Genomic DNA, 18,657 nt, shown 5'->3' with positions numbered 1-18,657 from the left:
ACGTATGCGGCACGTGTCCGCTGCCCTCGTGCTGCTCATCGCCACCGGGTGCGGCGCACCGATGACCGGGACACCGCAGCCAGGTGAGATAGATGTCCGTTCCCTCGACGTCGGCCAATACTCTACGGAGCCGCTGGATACCTACTCCGAATACGCGCACTCGGTGCGCCGCGGAACAGCACTGGCGATCTCGCGCCTGGCAAACCATGTGGTGACCGGTATCGATATCGACGCCAAGCTGCGCTACGGCACCGGCGTGCAGGAAATCGCCAAGCCCGACGATGTCAAGAACGTCCTGGCGGAACCGGGTGTGTCGATCGCGGCTCGGCACAAGATGCTGTTCGGATTCGCCTCCGGTAGTAGCGATTTCCGGGCGGAGCCGCACATGGCCGTGCCGCCGGATGCGACGCTCACCACCGTGGCGGTCATGCAGTTTCCTGACCCAGGGTCCGCAGAACGGGCTGCGGCCGAATTCGAAGAGGCTGACTTCTCCGTGGCTTCGGACCAGAACGAGCGTGTGCAGCTCGCGAAGCACCCACGGGCGCATTCCCATTGGCGGCCCGGCACTCCGACGATCGGTTCGGTCGTCGCGCACGGAAACTATGTGGTCAATACCTTTATCTCCACAGCCAGGCCCGACCTCGCCGACCTGACCGCTCTTGCCGAGAAGGTCTACACGGCACAGCTGCCGATGCTCGACACCCTCGCGCCCCTGTCGGCCGAACAGGCCCTGCGATTGGACCTCGACCCCGAGGGTGACATTCGTCGAATCCTCAATCCAGGCAAACTCGATATACCCAGTGTCGGCAGTCTCGCGGCATACAAACTGCAAGGATTTCTACATTGGCAGACAGACCGCACTGCGGCGAAAGATCTTTACGCACAAGGTGAACGTTTCGTCTTCTCGAGCGCCTACTCGTCGACAACGAACAGCTACACCAGGGGAATCGCCCAAAGCTTCGGTAAGGGCATCGGCAGATTCTTGGACGGAGCCATCCTGATCCGAGCGCGGGATATCGACTCGGCGCAGGCTCTTTGGTCGAAGATTCTCGACGCACCGGATACGAGTCAGGCACCGCCCAGAGTTCCGAACAGTAAATGCGCCGAGCTTCCGACGGAGGGGTACGTCAGGGACTGGGTTTGCGCCGTTCGGTACCGCAACTACGTGGGCTATGTCTGGAGCACCCAACTGCAGGACACACAGCAGCGCGCGGCCGCTCAGTACGCACTGCTCGCCAACAGCCAGTAGCACGTCGGCTCCGGCCACACCCCGGCTCTTTCCTTGCCGTTATACCCACGATCTGCTGTAGCGGGAGCCATAGTGGTTGGGTAAGGTACAACCAGCCAGCCCACTCGCCAATCAGAACATCAGCGAGCAGGGGGAAGGAGGGGAGCCGAGCGCTGGCGCTGCAAACATGCCATATCGACCACGTCCGTAGCCTGACGAGCGGCCCATACGCGGCCCCGCCAGCACGGGCGGGCAGGTCGAAGGATGCTGGAGTCTGGTCTCCGTTGGGGGAGATCCAAACTTTCTCGAGTCGGATGGAACCGATCAGACCTACCGAGCGTCCAATCAGATGTACAGGCCAACTGGGGGCTTCTGCCGTTGGCCGAGACGGGAAACCGAGAAGGAGCCAAAATGGCAGGACAGCTCGAAGCGAACGAGATCCTCATCGAGAAGTTCGCACAAAACGCCAGGGATCGTCACGCTGACCTGATGAAGGCGATCACCCTGCTGGATAAGAAGTCGGACGACACGACCATGACCTGGCAAGGCCAGGCACGGGCGGCGTTCGATGCGCTGATGGACAACTACTTCGCCCAGGCGCGCAAGCTGAACGACACGCTGGACCAGACCGCCGACAAGCTCAGCAAGGCGGGTAAGTCCTTCGCGGCTCAGGACGAGCAGTTCGCCCAGCAGGTGGCACAGCAGGCCTCCAGCCTGAACCTGCCCTGATCGCTCAGCCGAACCACCAGATACCAAGGAGAAGCTCCAGATGGTAGCAAACGACCCAAGCACAATTTCCTCCAACTTCGGCGCGGTCGAGGCTGGCGCGCAGTCCATCGTGGCCGAAGCGCGGAACATCACGGCCATGCTCGAGGATTTCCACAAGCAGGTCACCGACTTCGTGACCAACTACTGGAAGGGTGACGCCAACGAGGCATTCGCCCAGCTCCAGTCGCAGTGGAACACCAGCGTCACCCAGCTGAACGCCACGCTGGAGACCGCCGGTCGGGCTGTCAGCAGCGGTAACACCGATCTGCAGGCCACCGACACCAGCCTCGCAGGCCTTTTCTGAGATCCTGTCTCGGCCAATTCGGGCCCCCGGCAAGCACTTTGCCGGGGGCCCGAATTATGTGAACTGCCGCGGTGCTACCCACGCCAGAATTCAGGGAATGACGCGGACAGAACTACCGAAGTTCTCACACGTGGTCGACAGCGCTTGCCAATTATTGTCGGCATATTGGCAGCCGATGCTGACCTGAATTCCATACTCCAGCAACACATGCCAGCGGACAGTAGAACCGTCACCGGGCCGCTCGGTGTAAGCAAGAGTGGAGCGCCCTCCGTAGACGACATCGCGTTTCAGCTCGGACATCACCCCGGCCGGCCGTTGCTTCATCTGCGTCTCGAGCCGCGCCGCAACCTGTTCATAGCTCGACCCAGGTGCTACCGGCGTTTGCGTCACAGTGACACGTAGCCGGGCGCCATCGTCCGGGGAAAGTTCGACCCGAGACCTACCGCCAGCGTCGGGAGCCGACGCCATGTGCCAACCATCCGGCACCTGAAAACGAATGCGCCCATAGGTTTCCGGCCCGACGGCAACAGTGCTGCTAGGCGGGCCGACGGTACTGCTCGGCAGCGATTCGCTACTCGGCACCGAAGGGCCGGGCGCGGCAGTCGGACCGTCATCGGGTCCGTTCAGCAGCACAACCCCACCGACGATAGCGGCACCGACAACGACAATCGCAGCAACAGCCGCGCCCACATAACCGAGCCCGCTGCGCCGAGGCTGTTGCGCCGCAGCGCGTTCGCGCAACGGCTGCATCCATTCGGTCTGCGGCAACGCGGTCGGCAACTCCGGTTGCTGGATCGGTTCGGTCTGGTGCCCGCGGATCAGATCGGGACCGGTCAGCGCCCGCAGCGCGACACCCGGTCCACACCGCTGTTGCACGGCCGCGCGAAGCACATCGAGCTTCGCCGCATCGGTGACACCGACCGACTGCGCCAGATCGGCAGGCTGACCATCGAGCAGCCGGTCGAGCAGCGCGCACAGGGTGGTGAAGCCGCTCGATTCCGGCAGTATCTCGGCGAGCGCGAGAGTTGGCGCGTGCTCACACGATTCGACGTGCACACCCTGATGACTGCGGATGACCGTGCTGGCCGTGGTGGTGAGCGCACCGAATTCCAGCACCAGCGTCCGACGACTGTGGCTGGTGCCCTCGTCCGCCGCGACGGCCCGCACCGCCAACTCCTCGAACACCACGTCCGCGGTGAACCGCCGAGCCGCCTGGTCGAGCACGGAACGCCGAGACGCACCCCATTCCGTCGGACAGATCACCGTGATCCGCTCGCACGGCGCGCTGACGCGCAGGTTCTCCAGCACGGCACCGAACACCGCGACCAAACCGTCGACCACGGACGGGACGCGCGGCAGCAACGCGACAGCCTCGGCGGGCACGTACTGCACCACGGAACTCACCTGCGTCGGCGGTGTCAGCGACTCACCGACCACCAGGTCGAACCCGTTGCTGCCCAACACGATCGACGGCGCCACGTCCCAGTGCGTCGTCGCGCCGCGCGCCCAGACGCGCGTGTCGGTGACCACCAGCTCGACGGTAGCCATCAGGTTTGCGGCGGCATCCAGGCCGTTTGGATCAGGCCCTCGGTGTTGCGCGTGACGTACGTGCCGCGGCCCGGCGGCATCGGGCTCGGCCGCGTCGTCCCCATCAGCACACCCTCGTCCCGGCTGCAGCTCATGATCAGGCCGGCCGACCCGAGGTCCTTCATCCTGGCCAGCGTCGCCTCGAACATGGCACGTCCCGCGCCACCGGAGCGCCGCGCGATGATCAGATGGAAGCCGAGGTCACGGGCGTGCGGCAGGTGTTCCACCAACGCCTGGACCGGGTTACCGCTGGAGGTTGCCACCAGGTCGTAGTCGTCGACGACGACGTACAGCTCGGGGCCGCTCCACCATGAGCGATCCTTCAGCTGCTGCGGCGTCACGTCGGGACCCGGCGTCCGGTTGCTGACGTACGCGGCGAGATCGGCCATGTTCTGCGTGAATTGGGGTGCGGTCGAGCCGTAGCCAGCGAGGTAACCCTCCGGGACTATGCCGAGCATCGAGCGCCGATAGTCGCCCATGATGATCCGCGCCTGGTCCGGGGTGTTCGACGCGGCGATGCCCTCGATGATGGAGCGCAGCAGCGTCGTCTTTCCCGACTCGGTGTCGCCGATGACGATGAAGTGCGGGCTCACCGCGAAGTCGAGGTAGACCGGGGCCAGCTCGGCTTCGTTGATACCGATCGGGATTCGCAAGCACTTGACCGACTGGTCGACCTGGGTCGGCCAGTTGCCCGCCAGGTAGAGCAGCTGCTCGCGCGGCAGCTCCTCGGGCAGCATGCGCACCGGCGGGGCCGGCCGGCCCGGGGTCAGGCGGGCGATGGTCGAGACCGCCTCGCCGACGGCCTGACCGATGTTGGTCGGGTCCGAACTGCCATCGATACGTGGCAGCCCGGTCAGCATGTGCAGGCAGTCCGGCGTCATACCGCGGCCGGGGCGGGCCTGCGGAACCATCGAGGCGAACTTGCGGCCGAGGTCGGAATCCATCGGATCACCGAGGCGCAGTTCGATTCTGGTGGCGATCTGGTCCTTCAGCGCGGGCCGCGCCTCCGCCCACCGGTTCAGCGCGATGACGATGTGCACGCCATACGACAGACCCTGCACCGCCAGGTTCATGATCACCTGTTCGAGCATCTCGAAGTCCTGGCGGATCGAGCCGAAGCCATCGATCACCAGGAACACATCGCCGAACGGATCCTCGTGCGCGCCGGTCGCGGCCGGGCTGCTGGACGGATCCATCGCGCGCAGCCTGCGGAACTCGGTCATCGACTCGATGCCGAGCTGCCGGAACCGGGCCTCGCGCTGCCGCACGATGGTGGTCATCTCGGCGACGGTGCGCCGGACCTGGTCCGCGTCCAATCGGCTTGCGACGGAACCGACATGCGGCAGCCCCTGCAGGCTCATCAGCGTGCCGCCACCGAAGTCGAGGCAGTAGAACTGCACCTGCTCGGCGGTGTGCGTCAACGACATGGCCATGATCAGCGTGCGCAGCGCGGTCGACTTACCGGACTGCGGGCCGCCGACGACGGCGACGTTGCCGCGCGCACCGGACAGGTCGACCACCAGCGGGTCGCGCCGCTGGTCGTACGGCCGGTCGACGATGCCGATCGGCGCGCGCAGCGTGGCCACCGCCGAGTATTCGCCGGTGAGGATGGAGCGCGGGATCAGTTGGTCCAGCGTGGGTGCCTCGTCCAATGGCGGCAGCCAGATCTCGTGCGCGGGACGGCCGTGGCCGTTGATCCGCGAGACCAGCATGTGCACGTTGGAGACCTGGTCGCCGTCCTCGGTCTGCTGGTCGGCGGCGCTGGGCTCGGCGGGCAGCGGAACCCGGTCCACCGCACGGAAATCCACGTGGGTGGCGGTGAACGGCCGGGCCTTGATGTCGATCTCGCCGGACTGGGTGGCGACGGTGATGTCGCGCTGCGAGCCGCCGCCGACGTAGGGGCCGGAGACGTAGGACGCCTGGAAGCGCACGATCTCGCCGGAGTCCGACTTCAGGTAGCCCCCACCGGGGTTGTTCGGCAGGTTGTAGGCGTCGGGCACGCCGAGCACCTGGCGGGATTCGTTGGCGGAGAAGGTCTTCAAGCCGATCCGGTAGGACAGATGGCTTTCCAGGCCCTTCAGCTTGCCCTCTTCCAGGCGCTGCGAGGCGAGCAGCAGATGCACGTGCAGCGAGCGGCCGAGCCGGCCGATCATCACGAACAGTTCCGCGAAATCCGGGTGCTGGGTGAGCAGTTCGGAGAACTCGTCGAGCACGACGAACAGGGCAGGCAGCGGGTCCAGGTCGGCGCCCGCCGCACGGGCCTTCTCGTATTCGGAGACGTTGGCGAAGTTGCCCGCGGCGCGCAGTACCTCCTGGCGGCGGTTCATCTCACCGGCCAGCGCGTCTTTCATACGGTCGACGAGGTCGGCTTCTTCTTCCAGGTTGGTGATGACGGCCGCGACGTGCGGCACGCTGTCGAGCCCGAGGAAGGTCGCACCACCCTTGAAGTCGACGAGCACCAGGTTCAGTTGGTCCGGCGAGTGGGTGGCCAGCAGGCTGAGCACCAGGGTGCGCAGGAACTCCGACTTGCCGGAACCCGTTGCGCCGATGCACAAGCCGTGCGGGCCCATGCCGTTCTCGGCGGCTTCCTTGATATCGAGTTCGACCGGCAGGCCGTCGGCGCCGACGCCGAACGGCACCCGCAGCCGCTCTCGGCCGTAGCGCGGACGCCAGGCGTGTTCGGGGTTGAACGAGCCGATGTCGCCGAGGCCCATCAGCTGGCTCCAGGTCGAAATGACCTCGGAGTCATCGGTTTCCACGTCGCTGCTGCGCTGGGTCGCCGCCCGGTACGGCGCGAGCCTGCGGGCCACCTGCTGCGCCTGCTGCGGGCTGATCCGGTCGATCAGCGCGAAGCGCTCCTGGTTGCCGGTCGCGCCGCGGCCGACGCACTCGCCGTTCTCCACGATCATCTTGATGCCACGCGAGACCGCCAGCCGCGGTGCGTACCCGCACAGGTCGATGATGGTGACGCCCTCGTAGCCGGATTCGCGCAGCTGATCTTCCTCGGCCTCCAGCAGGCCGCCGTCCACGATGATGACGATGTGCACCATGTTCGCGTTGGCAGGCTGGTTACGCGAGTAGCGGACCCGGTTGCCGAGCAGCGGCTGCAGGCCGGCCATCGCCTCCCGGATCGAGCCGTAGAACATGCGCTGGGTGCCGATGCCGTCCTGCGCGTCGGGGTGCTGGGTGTGCGGGAGCCACTTGGTCCATTCCCACTCCCGCGCGGTGTCCGGGCCGCAGACCACCGCGACGAGCACCTGGTCCGGGGCCTGGAACATGCACAGCTGCAACAACATCGCGCGGGTCATGTCCCTGGCCTCGACCCGGTCGCCGTCCAGCGCGATGGTCGCGAAACCCTTGACCGCGATCGCCGTCGGCAGGTCGGGCACGGTCGAGTGCGCGCGCACGAAGCGGCGCAGCGAGACGGCCGCGATGGGCTCCAGCTCTTCGACCGGTCCGGTCTCCGGCGCGACCAGGCGGGTCGCCAGTCGCTGGCCGCCGACGCCGATGCGGGCGTGGCAGAAGTCCTTGTCGCCCGCGCGGCGCTCCCACATGCGGCTGGTGCCGGCGAGCATCCAGATCAGGCCGGGCTCGGGGTGGCTCCATTCGACCGAGGCGCGCTGCTGGGTGGCCGTATTGTCCACGTCCCGGCGCACCTGGTCGAGGTAGCGCAGATAGTCCTTGCGATCTTCGTTCGCCTCGGCGGCCTTGGCCCCCTTGCCGCCGCCCTGACCTGCGAACATGCCGACCATCGAGAACATCATCATGAGCGGGAACATCATGCTCATCGGGTTCGATCCGATGCCGCCGCCCTGGGTGAACAGCAGCGCCATCATGCCGACCATGCCGATGATCATCACGACCGGCATCAGCTTCATCAGCAGATTGCCGGGGGTCACCCGGGGGATCTCGGGCGGCGGCTGCAGCGTGACCTCACCGCCGGGCGAGCGCGGCATCTCCCTCCGCGCGCGGCGCTGGAACCGGACGGTACTCATTCCCGCACCTCGCTACCGCTCGGCGCCGGAATGCGCTGGCACATGATTCGGACGCGACGCTCCCTCATGGTGCGAGAATCCCCCTCCTCGACTGCTGTGATTCCGGCTCAGTGTAGAGGCAGCAGCGGACATGTCGTACAGTTCGACCAGCATTCTGCTGCCCGAAACGTGGGTTCGCAAACTCGACGTCGGCTCTCGAGTTTGCGAAAATACGAGGTAGAAGACGAGTTGGGGGAAGCTTGACGCACGCGCGACTTGACCACATCGATGAAAACTCCGCGCACGGCATCGTCCGCGCACCAGATCTCGCCCGGGTGACGATTCTCGCCAAACACACCCAGGTAGATATGGCGATCCCGGTCGACGTGCCTGTTGCCCTGGTGATCCCGAGTGTCGTCGACATGGTCGCACAACACAGCCGCACCAACGACTTCGACAACGAAGGCGAGCGCTTCGAGCCGGCCGAGTGGGTGCTCGCCCGAATCGGTCATCCCCCGTTCTCCAATTCGCTGAGCCTCGGCGAGCACGGTGTCCGCGACGGCGAGCTGCTCATGCTGGAGAGCGCTTCGCATACCGCACCGACGCCGCTGTTCGACGACATCATGTACAACGTCGCGATCGCCGACACCGACCATTACCGCAGCTGGACCCCGAAGGTCGCGCGGATCACCGGTTCCGTGCTCGCCGCGCTCACCATGCTCGTCGGCTGTCTCGGACTGCTGCTCTCGCCCGATGCCCTGCCCTCCTGGGTCAGCGGTTCGGTCGCGCTCGCGGTCACGATCCTGCTCGTCATCGCGTCCATGGTGCTCAGCCGGATGTACGGCGACACCTCGACCGCACTGGTGCTCGGCGGCTGCGCGCTGCCGCCCGCGTTGACTGCGGGCATGCTCTACGTACCCGATCACTACGGCTGGCCGCACATCCTGCTCGGCGCCGTATTGTTCGGCGCCACCGCGGTTTTGGCGTGGCGGGTCAGCGGCGTCGGCCTCGCGCTGTTCATCGGCGCGGCCACCCTCGCGCTCTACGCGGTACCCGCCGCCCTGGTCGGGATGCTCACCGGGCAGCCGGAACGCGCGATCGGCGCGGGCGCCGCGGCCCTCGGACTCGCCGGCCTCGCCCTGGCCCCGCGAATCTCCATGCTGCTGGCCAAACTGCCACTGCCACCGGTCCCCTCGCCCGGCACCCCGATCGATCCGACCGAAGACGACCCCGACGATCACCGCGCGCTGCCCACCATGGAGGCACTGCGGGTGAAGTCCGAGCGGGCCCGCATGTACCTGGCCGGTCTGGTCGCCGCCACCACCCTGGTCACCGTCGTCGGCGCGCTCGCCAGCACCGACCCGGAGGCCGAGAACCCGTACTGGCAAGGCATCGCGCTCGCCCTGGTCTGCGCGGTGGTCCTGATGTTCCGCAGCCGCACCTACGCGGGCGCCGAACAAGCCGTTGTGCTCATCGCGGGCGGCGCAGGCATCGTCCTGATCATGTTGGTAGGCGCGGGTTTCGCGATGGACCAGCCCCTCGCCGTCTTCGGCGCCGCCATGGTCATCCTCATCTCAGCCCTGATCCTCGGCATCATCATCCCGAACCAGTCGGCCACCCCGCCGATGCGTCGCGGCGTCGAACTGCTCGAATACGCTTTCGTAGCCGCCGTCCTCCCCCTGGTCTTCTGGGTGGCCAGCCTCTACTCCCTCGTCCGCGGGCTGTGAACCGGATCCTGCGCACCGGTGCGGCAGCGGCGGTGCTCGCACTGAGTGTCTCGTTCGGGGTGGGAGCGAGTCAGGGTGTGGCACATGCTGATCGGCCGCCGCCGGTCGACCCTGGGCAACTGCCGGCGGGAGACCCCGCAGTTCCGCCGGTGAAGACTGAGCAGAAGTCCAACTCTGCGTGTGTGAGCACCCAGCAAGGCGGGGAAGGCCTCGCTACTCCCGCACCACAGCTCGCCCTCGATCTGCCCCGGGCCTGGGAATTCTCCCGCGGCGCAGGACAACTCGTCGCTGTCATCGATACCGGCGTCGTACGTCACCCGCGCCTGCCTGACCTCGACGCCGGTGGCGACTATGTCGCCGAAGGTGGCGACGGCACCAGCGACTGCGACGCACACGGCACGGTAGTCGCGGGCATAGTTGGCGCGAAACAGGTTGAAGGCCAAGGCTTTTCTGGCGTCGCGCCCGAGGCCCGGATTCTGACGATTCGGCAAACCAGCAAAATGTTTCAGCGAGCCGGCCGAGAAGGCGAACAACGCCCTGAGGATCCACCAGACGGTTACGGCGATATCAATGCGTTGGCATCTGCGGTTCGGCGGGCAGCGGACAAAGGTGCGACGGTAATCAATATCTCGCTGGTCCTATGCACTCCGGGCTACCACAATCCTGCCGATGGACCGCTGGGCGCTGCCCTGCGATACGCCGCCCTCGAGCGCAACGCCGTCGTCGTGGTCGCAGCAGGTAACAAGGAACAGAATTGCAATGCAGGCAACCCTGGGATCGATCCGCTCAACCCGAGCGGTGACCTATGGAAGAACCTGAGCACCAACGTCACCCCCGCTCGCTACGACGACTACGTCCTCACCGTCGGCTCCATCGACCGTAACGGGCAACCATCGGCTTTCAGCGTGCCCGGACCGTGGGTAGGTGTCGCAGCACCCGGTGAGGACATCGTGTCCCTCGATGCCCGCGGCACCGGCACCATCACCGGTTTCGTCAATCAGCAAGGTGGTGTCACGCCACTGAAAGGCACCAGCTTCGCTGCGCCGTACGTCGCCGGTGTCGTCGCGCTCGTGCGCGCTCGCTTTCCCGAGCTGACCCCGCTGGAAGTAATCAAACGCATCCAAGCCACCGCGCACGCACCCGCTGAGGGATGGAATCCGTATGTCGGTTACGGCGCCGTCGATCCGGTAGCCGCGCTGACCAACGAGGTCCCGCCCACGCTGCCACCGAAGCAGCCGACCAGTCCCCGCAGTATCCAACTCGCAGTCGCCGCACCGCCACCACCGCCGGACAACCGAGCCCGCAATATCGCTCTGGTCGGTAGCGCAACCGTCGCGATCCTGCTCACGCTCGGCATGCTCGCGTCCTTCCCGATCCGCCGCAGATTCGGCGTCACCGGCGACGACATGTGACGCCACAGCATTCTCGTTGAACAACAGTGGGTCTCAGCCGCAATGGCTGAGACCCACTGTTGCGTAGAAGAGGGTTCTGGCATCACTCGCCAGAACCCTCTTCCTTCGTCAGCCGGGTGGCCGGATCGGTGGTCGGCTACCCGCTCGAATGACCTGACTCGAATATCGGTCAGATATCGTTGTACGTGTAGGTGACCTCGTACAGCTGGTTGCCATTTGTGTCGATACCACTGGGGACGCAGCTGAACTTGGCAGACATCGCATGGGTGCCGAGCGGATCCCGGCTCGCGTCATAGTCGGCTTGCTTACGGGACGCCTCATTCCAGCACTGGTCGTACGACATGCCTCCTGCGTGGGCCACACCGGCGCTCAGCACGCCGAGACCGCTGGCTGCGGCAACGACGACGGAGGCGGAGGCGATCGCCTTCAAGGTGTTCTTCATTTTCTTCCCCTCTTCAGTCAACCGAGCGACCCGTTCGCTCGGATTTTCGGCTGAGATCTCGGCGGCAGGCTGGCTGAGCAGCGCTGACGTCACGATCCCCCCACCCGAAACTTGTTCTGACACTTGGTTCGACGCACCAAGATCATGTTCGGTTCCATCGATTCCAGAATTTTTCGGATCCGCTCGTGTCCCGTCGGCGGAGAAGGCTCGGATCGGCGACTCGCGGGTTCGACCGAGGAACGACTGTGCGGCAGGTAGCGTCTGCACAGCGAACTGCGGTACATAAGGTGCCGGATCCGATCAACGCAGGTAGTTCCCATGAAGCAGCAAGAACAAGCACCCGACGGCACGCCCGATACCGAGGGGTTGAGCCGGCGAGAGGCGTGGGAGCAGGCCACCGGCGTGCCGATGATGCTGCTCGCCGTGCTGTTTCTCGTCGTCTACGCCTGGTATGTGCTGGATACCGGCGCCTCGCCAGAGCTGGACGCTTGGCTCAGCCGGGTCGACATTGCCATCTGGGCTTTGTTCGCGATCGACTTCGGGACGCGATTCGTCTTGTCCACTCGACGGTGGGAGTTCCTGCGCACCCATCCCGTGGAGCTGCTGATCGTGCTGATTCCGCCGTTTCGCCCGCTACGGCTGGTGCGCGCCGCGGTGCTGGTGCTCGGCACCCTCAACCGGCAATCGCTGACTCAACGGTCGCGCCTGTCGGTGTTCGTCGGAACCAGTTCGATACTGGTGCTCTTCCTGTGCAGCCTGGCCTTCTTCGACGCCGAATACGGCGTGGAAGGCAGCAAGGTGCTGAGCTTCGGTGACGCCCTGTGGTGGTCGGCGGTCTCGGTCACCACGGTCGGCTACGGCGACGTCTACCCGGTCACCGTGGAAGGCCGGCTGATCTCCCTGGTGCTGATGACCTTCGGCATCGGCCTGATCTCCTTCGCCATCGGCACCACGACCAGCTGGGTGATCGATCAGCTGAAGAGCGTCGAGGAGACCGCCGACCGCACGGATCGGGAGATCGGGGTGCTGGTCGAGGAGCTCCGTTCGTTGCGCGCCGAAGTCGCCGCATTGCAGGACAACTCCGACGGCTCGAATGCCGTTGTCGCGGACGGCCGTTAGCCGATTACTTGGCGGCGACCGGTTGCTTGGCCGGGTTCGGATCAGGGGCGACACCGTCGTGGGCGACCATGGCTTCCTCGCGGCCCATGGTCGGCCCGCCGGCCAGCAAACCCACGATCGGCCATGGCGCGGGCTCCGGCGTCACGCCCGATTCCGGGTCCATACCAAGCGCTTTCGCCGCATCGTTGTTCTTGATGCCGTAGCGGACACCGGTGTCGGACACGTAGAACATGCTGTCCTTGCGGCGACTGTCCGGTTCGATGCCGGTGGTTTGCACGAAGGCGCCCGAGCCGGGCTTGAAGTAAACGGAGTCGACGTTGTCACCCTTGCCGTCGGCCTGGGCGAGCGGTACCAGCTGGGCTTTGCTCGACATCGGCAGGTCGCTGGCGTCGATCACCGACAGGTTCGCGCGCACGGCGACGTCGGCATTACCCGCCGCGCCGGGGATCGGCTTCCACGACAGGCAACTGACCGGACGGGAATTGGCCTGGACGATCGTCGGCGCGGCAGCCGGATAGGTGTCCACCTTCAGCGCCTTCGACGGGCGCGCGTGATTCGCCTCGAAATCGCCGATTGCCGTGTTGTGGTCCGGGTTCGGCTGCGAACTGCGGACAATTTCGGCGGTCAGCGGATTGATCTGCTGCAGTCCGTCGCGCAGGATCACGTAATTCTGATCAGCTTTACCTGCGAGTTGAACTACGGTGCCGATCTTCAGATTGTTGATCGAGTACCCGTCGGGCTGCCCACCCGGATCGTCGATCTTCGGCGGCACGATCGGATTCACTTCGGGAATGGAATTCAGCAGCCCTTCACTGATGGGTCGCGGCGTCGCCCCGCGGATCTTCAGCGGACCGGTGACGGACGGGTCGGTCATGTCGACCCGGGCACGCGTCTTGTTCCACACGAGATAGGTCGCGCTCTTACCCTTGACCAGCAGCGCCTTGTCGTTCCCCATTTCCGCCGCTTTGTCGCCGAGCTCGAGGTCGCCGATCAACACCGATGTGCTGCGGTCGTCGCTGCCGTCCGCTTTCAACGAATCACAGACGGTCCAGGCCCGCCCCTTGCCTGCTTTGTCGAAGATCAGCGAACCAGGCGCACCGGGGATGCCGATGAGCTGGCCGCGCGGCTTCTTGCCCAGCTCGGAATCCTTGACGACCGCAGGCTTGGACGCGTCACCGGCGGCCAGCCGGGCCGAGGCCAGGTTGAGGGTCGGGTGCACGACATCGCCGATCACCACGTAGACGCCGCCGGACTCCTTGGCGATCAGGATCTTGCTGTTGTCGATCTTGGCTTGCGGTCGCAGCAGTGCGAGGACACCGCAACCTGCCAATACCACGATCGCCAGAACGAGCCCGACCGCATAGGCCCGCGACTGCGAACGCATCGGGTCGTGCAGCATCCGCACGTCCCGGCGGACCAGCGCATGCTCCATCCGGCGAACCAGAAAGCGGTAGCCGCTCACCTGCCACCGAGTGGTGGGTTTTGAAGGCATTATTCCTCCCCCGAACAGTGCTCACATTCGCGCAACACAGTACAGTTCCCGAGGACTCTTGTTCAGCTCGCCCACTATTATGGGCCGACACCGGGTACTTGGGGGACGACGATGGCGGAACCTGCCGGGGCGGGACCACGGCCGCTCCTTGGCCGAATCTCGCTGCAGAATCTGTTGATTGCGCAGGTGATCGGCTTCGTCGCGGGGGCGGTCGCGTTGATTGCCGGCCTGCAACCGCTGATTGCCCTCGGGGTGGGCATCGTCGTCGCACTGATTCCGCTGATTCCGATCGCCAAGCGCACCGTGCTCGATTGGATCGGCACCTGGTGGCGCTACCTCACCAAGCGGGACTACACGATCGGCCAGACCGTCGACTTCCGCGGCGCCGACGGACGCTCGCTCGGGCTGTACTGGGACGGCAGCCGAGTTGTGACGGTGGTCGAGGTGCTCGCCCCGCCCGGTGGGCTCACCCGTATCGCTCGCAACACCGTGCACGCCTCGCACCTGCTGCCGCTGCCGGAACTGGCGAAATGCCTGAATCAGCACGACATCCTGCTCAGCGGCATCGATATCGTCAGCCACGGACACCGCAGCCGGTCCGGCACCCCCGCGGGCAAGATCTACGAATCGCTGCTCGGGCCGCTACCCGCCACCGCGCATCGCACCGTTTGGTTGGCGATCAGCTTCGACGCGGTCGCGTGCCCGGAAGCGGCGGCCCGGCGTGGCGGCGGAGCGGAGGGCGCGTCGCGCGCGGTCACCATCGCGACCCAGCGCATCATGCGCACGCTCGAAGACGCCGACTGCAACGCCCGCATCCTGACCGCACCGGAAATCCGCAAGGCGGTCCTGCAGATCACCAGCGGTTTCGATCCGCGCACCCTCGAACATCGTTGGCGCTACGCCGAAATCGGCAACAGCGTGAACATCGGCATGGCCGTCGACCCGAAGCGACTCGGCTCGGACCTGCTCGCCCAGCTCTGGGTGGCGCCCTCGCGCGGCACCACGGTGGCGGTGCGGCTGCGGCCGGGTAGCTCGGCGGAGTCGGTGAGCGTCGGCGCCGCGTGGCGGCTGACCGCGCGGGAACTGCCGGAGCGCCACAAACTCGCGGGGATGGTGTCGATGAACGGCAGGCATCGCGACGGGCTGCTCGCGCACCTGCCGCTCGCCGTGCCCGGCGTGGACGCCACCGTCCCGATGAGCGAATACCCGATCGACGTGATCGATGCGCTACACCTGCCGTCCTCGGGCTGTGGTCAGCTGATCGGCTCCGACGACGAAGGCAACGGCGTCGCGGTCCGCATCGTCGGCGCGGGCATCTCCACCGTCTATGTGGCCGGGGAGCTTTATCTCGCACAGCAATTGGTGTTCCGCGCGCTCGCGGTCGGCGAACGCATCCTGATCCGCACCGACCGGGCGCACGCCTGGGAGAACCTGGTCACCACCATCGGCAATCCGGAGCGACTGACCCTCGCGGTCGAAACCCACCAGTCCGACGCGGGTTTCACCGCGACCGTGGTGGACGGTGTCCTCGCGCCCGCCCCGCACGCGGGTGTCACCACCATCTACGTCACCGGCGACCCGATGGGCTGGCCCGCCACCCGCCCGGACCTGTCCATCCACCAGCCCGCGGCGATCGGCAACCACGTCATCCTGCGCACCGGCACCGCGCAGGTCGACCTCACCCTGGTCTCCATCCCCCGCGAAGCCACCTACATCGGCCACCCGCGCGGTCGTCGCGGCGCACCGGTCGGTGCCACCGGCTGACCCCGCGCATCTTCTGGGCTGACGCCGGTCACGTCACCGCGTCGTGGCAGTGGTCAGCCCGGGTAGGGGTCGACGTTCCGCGCTACCCGCAAAGTTCTTGCCCACCAGGACAATTGGCGGAGCATGCGGGCGGCGGCGTCGATGGCGGCGCCGTCCTGCGTTTCTCCTGCGGCGTCGAATTGCTTCTTGGCCTGGTGGAAGCTGACGGTTTCGCGGATCGAGACCATGTGGATCTCGGCCACCACCTGACGTAATTGCTCCACGGCGCGCAGGCCGCCGGAGAGCCCGCCGTAGGAGACGAAACCGATCGGCTTGGCGCGCCATTCGTGTTTCGCCGTGTCGAAGGCGGTCTTCAGCGAGGCCGGATACCCGTGGTTGTACTCGGAGGTGATCGCGACGAAGGCGTCCGCGGCGGCCAGCCTGGCCCGGTAGTCCGCGACCTCGGGGGTCTCGGTGAGGTCGGCCGGCAGCGGCGTGTCCGCGAGATCTATGACGCCCGTGTCGAACTCGTCATGCGCGCGTAGTGTGCGCAGGAACCAGTCGGCGACCACCGGAGCGAACCGCTCCGGACGCACGCTGGCCACGATGACCTCGAGCCGCAACGGAGTGTCCATCGCGTGAGCTTAACGCGCGCGGAGCACGCCGCCGCCTGCACCGGCTGAGGCGGGTAAGCGGACCCTGTCCACCGTCGGCCTCGACGAGTCAGGCACGATATGCACTGGCTATCAGCCTGACCGTGGCATAGGGTTCGACTCGGGAGGGGGGATTTGTGATACTCGGGCGCTGGTTGCTCATCGAAACGCTCGGACACGTCGACACCTGGTCGCTGCTTGCGGTCGGCACGGCGCCCCGGGAATGGAAGTCGTTCCAGCGCGCCGTTTCCACCCGATTACAGCCCCTCATCGCCACCGCCTACACCACCGGCACCGTCATCGACCAGCAACTGCCGCAGTCCCGGCACGACTGGTCGGGCCAGCGCATCGTGGTAGTTCCGCTGCACGGGCCCGACGAACGGGTGCATGCCGTCCGACTGTGGGTGGGCACCGGCGATCCGCCACCGCCGGTCGGTGTCGCCGCGTTCGCAGTCGACGCGCGAGCCCGGCGGATCGAGGCCCTCCCCTACGACCTCGGACCACATTTCCAAGACGGCCGCATCGTGTGGATCGGCGCCGAATCCTTCGAGCTGATCGAACGTTTCGACGGCGCACTCGATCTCGTCGCCACGCTGGCCAGATCGGCACCCGGCGACCGGTGGCTCGACACCGCGACCGTGCGTGCGCGGACCGGTCCGCGCACGCTGCTGCTCGCCGCCCGTAACCCCGACGAGAACCGGTACCGCTGGCTGGGTCTGGCCGTCGATGTCACCGATAGTGTTGCGCCCCAGCGCAAATCGTTCGAGGCAGCGACCCTGGACCTGCTGCGCGGCGCACAGCCGAACCTCTACCTCGCCATCGTCGACCTGGCCCAGGTGCGGCTGATCCGCTGGGTCACCGAGCCGGTGCCGGGGTTGCGCTGGGGTCGCGGCACCGACGAGCGCACCGTGCCACACCCTGCCGACCGGGAACGAATAGTCTGCGCCCGCAACGACATCCGCTCCGGTGCCGAGAAGGTCACGCTGGCGGCGGTGCGGATGGCCACCGACACCGGCGACTGGCTCGTCGCCGACCTGGAGGCCTCACCGCTGCCCGGCGGAACCACGGGTGCACCGGTCCCCGAATTCGCGTTGGTCCAACTGGAAATCATCGACGACCAGCAACCGTCGGCCACTGATCAACCGCCCGTAACCGAGTGACCTGTCAGCCTGCAACGGCCTTCGCCGTCGCCGCCACGAACTCGGCCAACCCTTGCTGCGGCGCGATCACCGCACTGAAACCCAATGTCCGCCTGGCCCGTTCGGGATCGGCGACGAAATGACGGACATCGCCGATCCGGTATTGACCGGTCACCACGGGCGCGGGACCACCACACGCCTTCGCCATGATCGAGGCGACCTCCCACAGCGTGATCGCCCGCCCGGACGCGATATTCAGCGGAACGAACCCGGGCAGCGCCCGCTCGACCGCCGCGAGCACAGCCACCGCGGCGTCGCGCACATGCACGAAATCTCGGACCTGCCCGCCGTCCTCGAACACATGCGGTGCCCGCCCCTCGTCCAGCGCGGCCCGCACCTGACCCACCATCCCGGCCCGGGCGCCTACACCGTAGACCTGGTGCATCCGCAGCGCGGTCACCGCGCCACCGACCTGCAAACCCCAAGCGAAGGCATAGTTTTCCTGCGCCACCTTGCTCGCGCCGTAGCTGCCGCGCGGGCGCAGCGGTGCGTCCTCACTCACCGGCTCCCAGGTCAGCACGTCGCCGGTGTGCGGAGCCCGGTGGTCGAACATGCCGCGATCCAGATCCGCGCGTCTGCGCAGCCCTGGGAAGAACGGCCCGCCGCGCACGCTGCGGTAGCGGCCCTCGCCGTACACGCTGATCGATGACGCGAGCACCAGGCGGCGCACCTTCGCCCGCTCCATGGCGCCGAGTAGCGCCGCGGTGCCCAGATCGTTGTGTGTCGCGAAGTCGGCCGGACCTGCGCCCGCGGTCACCGCGGCGAGATGGCAGACGACGTCGATGCCCGCGAGCAGCGGCGCGAGCGCGTCGGCATCGCGCACATCGACCCGCGAAACACCGTCGGGCGGCTGCGCGTCCGGCCCGTGCACGGTGTCGAGCATCAGATCGATGCCGACTACTTCATGACCCGCGGAAGACACGACCTTGCACACGTGTGTTCCGAGGAAACCGGCCGCGCCGGTGACCAGCACTCTCATTCACCGCACCCTTGTTCGGCACCCCCGCAT

At 66.5% G+C, this 18,657-nt stretch carries 14 protein-coding genes; 8 read left to right on the top strand and 6 right to left on the bottom strand.

The window, feature by feature from the left end; translation table 11 throughout:
- The first annotated feature begins 28 nt into the window (after positions 1–28).
- From IBX18_RS14050 to IBX18_RS14040, 3 genes are all read left to right on the top strand, one after another.
- Positions 29–1,249, top strand: coding sequence for a hypothetical protein (locus tag IBX18_RS14050; protein WP_194834107.1), 1,221 nt, complete (start codon positions 29–31; stop codon positions 1,247–1,249).
- A gap of 390 nt (positions 1,250–1,639) precedes the next feature.
- Complete coding sequence (locus IBX18_RS14045; RefSeq protein ID WP_147134931.1) at positions 1,640–1,957, top strand: WXG100 family type VII secretion target; 318 nt, start codon at positions 1,640–1,642, stop codon at positions 1,955–1,957.
- Between the two features lie 40 nt (positions 1,958–1,997).
- Positions 1,998–2,300, top strand: a complete 303-nt coding sequence (locus IBX18_RS14040; RefSeq protein ID WP_194834106.1) for a WXG100 family type VII secretion target — start codon at positions 1,998–2,000, stop codon at positions 2,298–2,300.
- 90 nt (positions 2,301–2,390) lie between these two features.
- Here the strand turns inward: IBX18_RS14040 and IBX18_RS43100 are convergent, their stop codons facing one another.
- Positions 2,391–3,830 (bottom strand): type VII secretion-associated protein, encoded by a 1,440-nt coding sequence (locus IBX18_RS43100; RefSeq protein ID WP_194834105.1) that lies wholly within the window; start codon positions 3,828–3,830, stop codon positions 2,391–2,393.
- Positions 3,831–3,847: 17 nt separating this feature from the next.
- A complete protein-coding gene (eccCa, locus tag IBX18_RS14030; RefSeq protein ID WP_194834104.1) occupies positions 3,848–7,882 on the bottom strand; it encodes a type VII secretion protein EccCa in 4,035 nt (1,344 codons plus the stop codon).
- 239 nt (positions 7,883–8,121) lie between these two features.
- Here eccCa and eccD point away from each other — a divergent pair, with 239 nt between their 5' ends.
- The gene (gene eccD / locus IBX18_RS14025; RefSeq protein ID WP_194834103.1) at positions 8,122–9,588 is read left to right on the top strand and encodes a type VII secretion integral membrane protein EccD; all 1,467 of its coding nucleotides are present in this window, start codon (positions 8,122–8,124) and stop codon (positions 9,586–9,588) included.
- A 182-nt stretch (positions 9,589–9,770) separates the two neighbouring features.
- Complete coding sequence (mycP, locus tag IBX18_RS14020; RefSeq protein ID WP_306796260.1) at positions 9,771–11,000, top strand: type VII secretion-associated serine protease mycosin; 1,230 nt, start codon at positions 9,771–9,773, stop codon at positions 10,998–11,000.
- Between the two features lie 169 nt (positions 11,001–11,169).
- Here mycP and IBX18_RS14015 read toward each other — a convergent pair whose 3' ends face one another.
- The gene (locus IBX18_RS14015; protein WP_194834102.1) at positions 11,170–11,535 is read right to left on the bottom strand and encodes a hypothetical protein; all 366 of its coding nucleotides are present in this window, start codon (positions 11,533–11,535) and stop codon (positions 11,170–11,172) included.
- 225 nt (positions 11,536–11,760) lie between these two features.
- Here IBX18_RS14015 and IBX18_RS14010 point away from each other — a divergent pair, with 225 nt between their 5' ends.
- The gene (locus IBX18_RS14010) at positions 11,761–12,561 is read left to right on the top strand and encodes a potassium channel family protein (RefSeq protein ID WP_194834101.1); all 801 of its coding nucleotides are present in this window, start codon (positions 11,761–11,763) and stop codon (positions 12,559–12,561) included.
- 4 nt (positions 12,562–12,565) lie between these two features.
- Here the strand turns inward: IBX18_RS14010 and eccB are convergent, their stop codons facing one another.
- On the bottom strand, positions 12,566–14,053 hold the full coding sequence (eccB, locus tag IBX18_RS14005; protein ID WP_194834100.1) for a type VII secretion protein EccB: 1,488 nt from the start codon (positions 14,051–14,053) through the stop codon (positions 12,566–12,568).
- Positions 14,054–14,164: 111 nt separating this feature from the next.
- On the opposite strand from eccB, the gene eccE reads away from it, so the two are divergent.
- Positions 14,165–15,817 (top strand): type VII secretion protein EccE, encoded by a 1,653-nt coding sequence (gene eccE / locus IBX18_RS14000; RefSeq protein ID WP_194834099.1) that lies wholly within the window; start codon positions 14,165–14,167, stop codon positions 15,815–15,817.
- Positions 15,818–15,870: 53 nt separating this feature from the next.
- Here the strand turns inward: eccE and IBX18_RS13995 are convergent, their stop codons facing one another.
- Positions 15,871–16,431 carry an NADPH-dependent FMN reductase gene (locus IBX18_RS13995; RefSeq protein WP_194834098.1) on the bottom strand — a complete coding sequence of 187 codons (561 nt, stop codon included), beginning with the start codon at positions 16,429–16,431 and terminating at the stop codon, positions 15,871–15,873.
- Positions 16,432–16,604: 173 nt separating this feature from the next.
- On the opposite strand from IBX18_RS13995, the gene IBX18_RS13990 reads away from it, so the two are divergent.
- Positions 16,605–17,609: a GAF domain-containing protein gene (locus IBX18_RS13990; RefSeq protein WP_228540930.1), complete on the top strand. Its 1,005-nt coding sequence runs from the start codon at positions 16,605–16,607 to the stop codon at positions 17,607–17,609.
- 4 nt (positions 17,610–17,613) lie between these two features.
- Here the strand turns inward: IBX18_RS13990 and IBX18_RS13985 are convergent, their stop codons facing one another.
- A complete protein-coding gene (locus IBX18_RS13985) occupies positions 17,614–18,627 on the bottom strand; it encodes an NAD(P)-dependent oxidoreductase (protein ID WP_194834096.1) in 1,014 nt (337 codons plus the stop codon).
- Positions 18,628–18,657 lie beyond the last annotated feature (30 nt).

It is taken from the genome of Nocardia sp. XZ_19_369, from assembly GCF_015355715.1.
Taxonomy (GTDB): domain Bacteria; phylum Actinomycetota; class Actinomycetes; order Mycobacteriales; family Mycobacteriaceae; genus Nocardia.
This window is presented reverse-complemented; position numbering and strand designations above follow the sequence as displayed.

Bases quoted from the DNA above. Each gene is read 5' to 3' on its own strand.
- IBX18_RS14045 (WP_147134931.1), top strand. From the start codon at position 1,640: ATGGCAGGACAGCTCGAAGCGAACGAGATCCTCATCGAGAAGTTCGCA.
- IBX18_RS14040 (WP_194834106.1), top strand. From the start codon at position 1,998: ATGGTAGCAAACGACCCAAGCACAATTTCCTCCAACTTCGGCGCGGTC.
- eccCa (WP_194834104.1), bottom strand. From the start codon at position 7,882: ATGAGTACCGTCCGGTTCCAGCGCCGCGCGCGGAGGGAGATGCCGCGC.
- IBX18_RS14010 (WP_194834101.1), top strand. From the start codon at position 11,761: ATGAAGCAGCAAGAACAAGCACCCGACGGCACGCCCGATACCGAGGGG.
- eccB (WP_194834100.1), bottom strand. From the start codon at position 14,053: ATGCCTTCAAAACCCACCACTCGGTGGCAGGTGAGCGGCTACCGCTTT.
- eccE (WP_194834099.1), top strand. From the start codon at position 14,165: ATGGCGGAACCTGCCGGGGCGGGACCACGGCCGCTCCTTGGCCGAATC.
- IBX18_RS13995 (WP_194834098.1), bottom strand. From the start codon at position 16,431: ATGGACACTCCGTTGCGGCTCGAGGTCATCGTGGCCAGCGTGCGTCCG.
- IBX18_RS13985 (WP_194834096.1), bottom strand. From the start codon at position 18,627: ATGAGAGTGCTGGTCACCGGCGCGGCCGGTTTCCTCGGAACACACGTG.